Origin of the sequence: Thalassospira profundimaris (assembly GCF_003326755.1) — a bacterium.
In the GTDB taxonomy this organism is placed as follows: domain Bacteria; phylum Pseudomonadota; class Alphaproteobacteria; order Rhodospirillales; family Thalassospiraceae; genus Thalassospira; species Thalassospira profundimaris_B.
In genome coordinates, this window is sequence record NZ_JPWH01000053.1 from 1 (window position 1) to 6,430 (window position 6,430).

General features: G+C 53.7%; 6 protein-coding genes and 1 other RNA gene. 5 read left to right on the forward strand and 2 right to left on the reverse strand.

What is annotated here, in order from left to right:
- Together TH25_RS24350 and TH25_RS24355 are read left to right on the forward strand one after the other, a co-directional pair.
- A partial coding sequence (locus tag TH25_RS24350) for a methyl-accepting chemotaxis protein (RefSeq protein WP_258549300.1) occupies positions 1–416 on the forward strand: 416 nt, incomplete at its 5' end.
- 211 nt (positions 417–627) lie between these two features.
- On the forward strand, positions 628–2,925 hold the full coding sequence (locus TH25_RS24355; protein ID WP_181847838.1) for a TonB-dependent receptor: 2,298 nt from the start codon (positions 628–630) through the stop codon (positions 2,923–2,925).
- A 96-nt stretch (positions 2,926–3,021) separates the two neighbouring features.
- Here TH25_RS24355 and TH25_RS24360 read toward each other — a convergent pair whose 3' ends face one another.
- On the reverse strand, positions 3,022–3,522 hold the full coding sequence (locus tag TH25_RS24360) for an SspB family protein (protein ID WP_114090832.1): 501 nt from the start codon (positions 3,520–3,522) through the stop codon (positions 3,022–3,024).
- 157 nt (positions 3,523–3,679) lie between these two features.
- Positions 3,680–4,047: a transfer-messenger RNA gene (gene ssrA, locus TH25_RS24365) on the reverse strand.
- A gap of 140 nt (positions 4,048–4,187) precedes the next feature.
- Between ssrA and TH25_RS24370 the strand changes: the two genes are divergently transcribed.
- The 3 genes from TH25_RS24370 to TH25_RS24380 all read left to right on the forward strand — a co-directional run bounded on the left by TH25_RS24370 (position 4,188) and on the right by TH25_RS24380 (position 6,186).
- A complete protein-coding gene (locus TH25_RS24370) occupies positions 4,188–4,982 on the forward strand; it encodes a thymidylate synthase (protein ID WP_114090833.1) in 795 nt (264 codons plus the stop codon).
- The gene (locus tag TH25_RS24375) at positions 4,982–5,506 is read left to right on the forward strand and encodes a dihydrofolate reductase (protein ID WP_114090834.1); all 525 of its coding nucleotides are present in this window, start codon (positions 4,982–4,984) and stop codon (positions 5,504–5,506) included. Before TH25_RS24370 ends, TH25_RS24375 begins: the two co-directional genes overlap by 1 nt.
- Positions 5,507–5,604: 98 nt before the next feature.
- The gene (locus tag TH25_RS24380; protein WP_114090835.1) at positions 5,605–6,186 is read left to right on the forward strand and encodes a TetR/AcrR family transcriptional regulator; all 582 of its coding nucleotides are present in this window, start codon (positions 5,605–5,607) and stop codon (positions 6,184–6,186) included.
- Positions 6,187–6,430: the final 244 nt, after the last annotated feature.

Sequence of the window (6,430 nt, forward strand, 5' to 3'; positions counted from 1 at the left end):
GTGAAGCGGGCAAGGGGTTTGCCGTTGTTGCCGGTGAAGTCAAATCACTGGCGACACAAACCGCGAAATCCACCAAAGACATTACAAACCGGATCGGGGCAATCCGCGAAAGTACGGATCGCGTGGTGACAGAACTGACCGATACGCGCAAAGTCATCGAAACCAACGAGGAAATTGCCGAAAACCTTGGCGCCGTTGTGGAACAGCAACATGCCGCCTCGCGCGATATTGCCGACAATATCCTGGCGGTTGCCAATGGTATCAACACCATCTCAAGCGACCTTGCCCGTCTTGACGAGCTGTCTGACAAAACCGCTGAACAAGGCACCCGTCTGTCGGAATATTCCGAAAACCTTTCGGGGCATTCCGAAGGCCTGTATGACGAGGTCAAAGGCTTTATCGAAGAAGCCCTCTAACCCAAAACCCCGCAAGAAGGGTGTTACGGACGGTATTTTCCCTACCGTCCGTTCTTTTTCTGTCCGCCAAACAGTGCCGCGACCTGCCCCCTTTCACAACCGAAACAGAAAAAATGATCGGAAAGTAAATTTTTATTACCCGATCATGTTGCAAATAATTCTCGAAATCACTATCAACGCTCCTTTCAATCACGCACCTGAAGGGATAGACATGAGCAGTGACGAGATGGGGGAAACAGGTAACAAAGCATCTCTTTCCTGGATTTTTCTAACCTCGACAATGATGGGATGTGCTGCCTTTGCTGCACCTGTGGCAGGCCAGGAATCCATGCGCGAGACAGCACCTGCAAAAACCGAAAACACAACCGGAGAAACCGGATCCAAAAGCATTTCGCTTGATGCCCTGGTCATTTCAACAAACCGAAGCGCCAAATTGCCAACCGATCTGGCCAATGCGGTGCAAATCATCAGCGAAGAGGAAATCCAGGAACAGACAAAAACAGGCACTAGCCTGAAGGAAGCCCTGCCTACCCTTATTCCCAGCCTGGATTTTGGCAGTGTCGGGTCGCGTACCAATTACGGCATGTATATGCGCGGCCGTGCGGCCCTGGTGATGATTGACGGGGTATCGCTCAATGGATCGCGCGCCATCAGCCGCCAGCTTGATTCCATCGATCCCTTCAATATTGAACGGATCGAAGTTCTTTCCGGGGCATCGGCCCTGCATGGTGGCAATGCGACCGGCGGTATCATCAATATCATCACCAAACATGCCCGCAGCAGCGAAACCGAATTTGAAACACAGCTTTCGGCAACATCGGGTTTCAATGCCAGTGACGATCTGGATTATCAAATCGCCCAGGCGGTTTCAGGGGGGACAGAGGATATTCGCGGCCGCCTGTCGCTGGCCTATACCCAAAATGGCAATTTCTATGATGGCGGCGGCGATCTGGTCCCGCCCGATACCACCCAGACCAGCATTCAGGATACCGGAACGCTTGATCTGTTTGGCACGATTGACGCAACACTGACGGAAAGCCAGCGTGTGGCCATGACGTTGCAGCATTACCAAAGCAAACAGGAAAACGATTATTACCTGAATTACGGCACCAACTATGCCGGTCTGTCCGACCCGTCGCAAATCACGGTTGCCACCGGCCCGAACTTTGATGTCGAACCGGAAACCAAACGCAATCAGGTAACATTCAACTACGATAATAGCGATTTTCTCGGGCAGGCGCTGCAAACCCAGCTTTACTACCGCGATGAAACCCTCAGTTTCTATCCCTTCCCGCGCCAAAGCTCCGGCACCTTAAGCTATGTCACCGCATCGGGGCATGATGTGTCGGTAACGGGGGCCAAATCCGCGATCACCAGCGAAATCAGGGATGTTGAAATCACATACGGTATTGATTTCAGCTATGAAACTTTTGATTCCACAAATACCCTGTTTGATACCGCAACCGCCCTTTCAACCGGCGGCCAAACCCTCCGCCGCGTGGCCGAAATGGAACGCTATCCGGGGTTCGAGGTCATCACCACCGCCGGTTTTGCCCAGGCAAGCTACCCGATTGGTGACAATGTGACCCTGCAGGGCGGGGCCCGGCGCGAACATATCACCACCAAAGTGGACTCCTTTGTCGGTTCCACCCAGCAAATCAACATCGCCCGTGGTCTTGCCACCTCGGCCGATGCCATTCCCGGTGGCGAGGTCAGCTATGATGTCAATCTGTTCAATGCCGGCATCAAATATGACCTCGATCTGGATAATCAGGTCTGGTTCAATTTCTCGCAGGGGTTCGAGTTACCCGATCCGTCCAAATATTACGGGCGCGGCAGCTATACCCTGGTTGGCTCGCGCTATGTTTTGGGCAACTATGTTGCGGTTGACGGATCAAACCTTCAGGGCATCAAAACCGACAGCTATGAAATTGGCTGGCGTCACGATGCGTCAAACTGGGACAGCCAGATTGTCACCTATTATGCGCAGTCCGACAACTCGATCGAAGTCGATAGCACAACCCTTCTGATTGACGTAAACAACCTTAAAACCCGCACCTACGGCATCGAGGCCGCCTTTAATTATGCCTTCCCGGAACATTGGCGTGTGGGGGTATCGGGCCATTATGTGCGCAAAATGGTCGAACAGGAAGATGGCAGCTGGAACAAGGAACTAGCCACAGCGGCCAGCCTGCCCAAAACCACGGCATATGTGGGCTGGCAGGGCGATGATCTTGGCCTCAAACTGCAAATGAGCAACGTTTATGACTATACTGACAGCACCGGCGATGACATGGACGGGTTTACCCTGTTTGATCTGAAAGGATCCTACATTCTGCCGCGCGGCATGTTGATGTTTGGCATCAACAACCTGTTTGATAATGATTACCAGACAATCTGGGGCCAGCGGGCGGTAAAATTTTATTCCCCGACCTACGGCCCGGCATCGGTTTTTGACGCAACAGGCCGCGGACGGACCTTTACCGCGACCTACAATGTCAAATTCTGACCCGGAAGCCGCCTCTGCAGCCCCCGTCTGAAACCAAAAAGGCCCGGCAAATATGCCGGGCCTGACGGCGCTGCACCGGGTCAACCCGGCGCAAATTCATTTTTTCCGAAACGCATCAAGCGCAATCACTTCACCGCCTTCGCCAGACTCGGCAGCCGGTTTGGCGCGCGACGCGGGGTCCGCTGTCAGTTGTGCCGGTTCTGCGTCATCATCCTCGAAATCGTCGTCATCCATTTCTTCTTCCACACTGAAGGTCAGCATGAAATTGGCCGACGGATCGACAAAGGCCAGCATGGCATCAAACGGGACAACAACCGTTGTCGGCATATTGTCAAAGCTGATGCCGACCGAGAAATATTCGTCCGTCACCGTCATATCCCAGAAGCGATGCTGGATCACAACCGTGATATTGTCGGGGTGCGCCTTGCGCTGTGCGTCAGGCAGCTCAACACCGGGATGGTTGGTCTGAAAGGTGACATAGTAATGATGCTCGCCGAAAAGGCCCTCATTGGCCACGCGAGTCAAAATCTGCTTTACCACGCCGCGCAGCGCCTGATCGACCATCAGATCGTATCGGAATTCTTCCGGTTCGTGCATCGATAATCCTGTTTCTGGCGGGCAAGGCCCGTCACTTCTATACGCCACTATCCCCAATGGCGCATTTGTCAGTCTCTATTCATAAACAAGCGTGAGAGAATTACAAGAGCGCGACCATCACTTCGTCGCATTCTGTAACCGGATTTTAACGGGGAATAATGAGGCGTTCTGTTGCTAGGTGCCTCACCCCCCACCGATTACCGCTCCCGGCAACCGGAATTTCGCTTTGGTGCTAGTACCGCTTAGGCGGCAACAGCAACCGGAGCATTGTTGTCGTTTGCGTTTACAAACATTGGCCCGATATCGGTGGTACCATGCCGAGCACCCACATTGGCTTTTACTACTCACGTCGATCCTGTTTCGGCCCCACGATCATCGTCCGAGTCAAACGATGTGTGGTTATGGTGGAGCCGCCGGGTACCGCCCCCGGGTCCGTAAAGCCTATTCTGCCACGCAGTTTAGTGCCGTAGTCGGGTTGCCCCGACAGCCCCTATATAGGCGAATTGCCCCCTGTTTCACAAGGGGGTTTAGGTGAAATCTTTTTGCAACATAACGGAACAATTCGGCATAAGGCACGTCCCGATCAGTCGTTGCGTGTCACACCGCACCTGTCTATCCTGCGGCCAAACGGATTCCCCAAGGTCAGACCCCAGGACAGAAACCCCATGCAGCAATATCTTGATCTGATGCGCCTGGTGCGTGACACCGGCACCCGCAAGGAAGACCGGACCGGCACCGGCACGATTTCGATTTTTGGCCATCAGATGCGTTTTGATCTGGCCGAAGGGTTTCCGATGGTCACAACCAAGAAACTGCACCTGAAATCCATCATTCACGAATTGCTGTGGTTTCTGGCGGGCGATACCAATGTCAAATATTTGCAGGACAATGGTGTCCGTATCTGGAACGAATGGGCCGATGAAAATGGCGACCTTGGCCCGGTTTATGGCGGGCAGTGGCGGTCCTGGCGCGGGGCGAATGGCGAAACCATCGACCAGATCAGCACCGTTATTGACCAGATCAAAACCACACCCGATTCCCGCCGCCTGATGGTATCGGCGTGGAATGTGGCCGATGTGCCCCACATGGCCCTGCCGCCCTGCCACTGCCTGTTCCAGTTTTATGTCGCCGATGGCAAACTGTCCTGCCAGCTTTACCAGCGCAGTGCCGATATTTTCCTGGGGGTGCCGTTCAATATTGCATCCTATGCCTTGTTAACCCTGATGGTTGCGCAGGTGTGCGACCTGAAACCGGGCGATTTTGTTCATACGCTGGGCGATGCGCATCTTTACACCAACCACCTTGACCAGGTGGAAACACAGCTTGCGCGCGATCCGCGCCCGCTGCCGCATATGCAGATCAACCCGGCAGTAAAATCGATCTTTGATTTCACCTATGACGATTTCACCTTAACGGGCTATGACCCGCACCCGCATATTGCCGCCAAGGTTGCCGTCTGATGACCACCCCGGATATGACCCGCACCGCTGTTGTCGCCGTTTCGCAAAACCACGCCATTGGCCGCGATGGCTGGATGCCGTGGGACATTCCCGAGGATTTGAAACGGTTTAAGGCGCTGACATCCGGCAAACCCATGATCATGGGACGCGTCACCTTTGAATCAATTGGCAAGCCGCTGCCCGGTCGCACCTCGATTGTGGTGACACGGGACAAAAACTGGTCGTTTGATCATGAACGCGTCATTGTATGTCACGATATCGAAAGTGCTATCAGCGTGGCCGACGATATTGCCCGGCGCGACGGTGTGAACGACGTTATCATTGCCGGGGGCGCACAGATATATCGCCTCGCCCTGCCCTATACCACACGCTACGAAATCACCGAAATCCACGCCACCTTCGAGGCCGATACATTTTTACCGCCCCTGCCCGCAGCCGAATGGCAGGAAATGCGCCGTGAAAATCATCAAAATGCCGAAAACGGTCCGGATTTCAGCTTCGTCACCTTGGACAAAATCGCGTGATCACCCCGGTGAACGGGTTCTGAAACCTTGATCCCTATCCTGCGGCTCTCTAAGGTGTGTTCCCGGTCACAATAACCCGCGAATGTGAGCAGTGCGACATGGCCCGTCCCCGCGCCTTTGACGAAGAAAGCGTTCTTGATAACGCGATGAACGTGTTCTGGCACAAGGGGTTTGAAGCAACCTCGGTCCAGGATCTGGTCAATGAAACCGGCCTGAACCGGGCCAGCATGTATGCCAGTTTTGGCGACAAAAAAGCCCTGTTTTTAAAGGTCCTTGATCATTACACCCTGAAAATCTCCACCGTTCGCTTTGCCAAGCTGCTTGAGATGGCGGATGGACGACGGGCGATCTGCGAAACCTTTGAAGATATCATGCGCGTTGGCCTGACTGATGGCCGCAACAAGGGGTGTCTGATGGTCAATTCCGGCATGGAACTGGCCCCGCATGACCCGGAAACCGCCGCCATCGCCAGACAATCCTTCAAGCGCATTGAACTGTTATTTGTCGATGCCCTGGTCCGTGCCCAGGCACAAAAAACCATCAGCGACGGCAAAAACATTCGCGCCCTGTCCCGGTTTCTGGCCGGTTCGGCCCAGGGCCTGCAACTCATGGCCCGGCGCGCCGCCGACGACGCCACGATGCGCGACTTTGTTGATGTTGTCCTGTCAACACTCGACTGATCAAAAAAGCCACCACACGCCTGCAAACCAGCATGTGCCTCACAGCGCAACATCGCTCCGCAGTTCTCTATTTGAACCGGAAAACGGCAATCTTCCTACTTTACCCCCAATGCCGTTACATCCGACTCACGAAAAATTCCATTATTGAATTTCAGTATTATTATTGCACTATATTCAAACACCATAATATTTTTAGACACAATAAAACTTATCTCATCGGGCGCATCAAAAAAGACGTGATAAT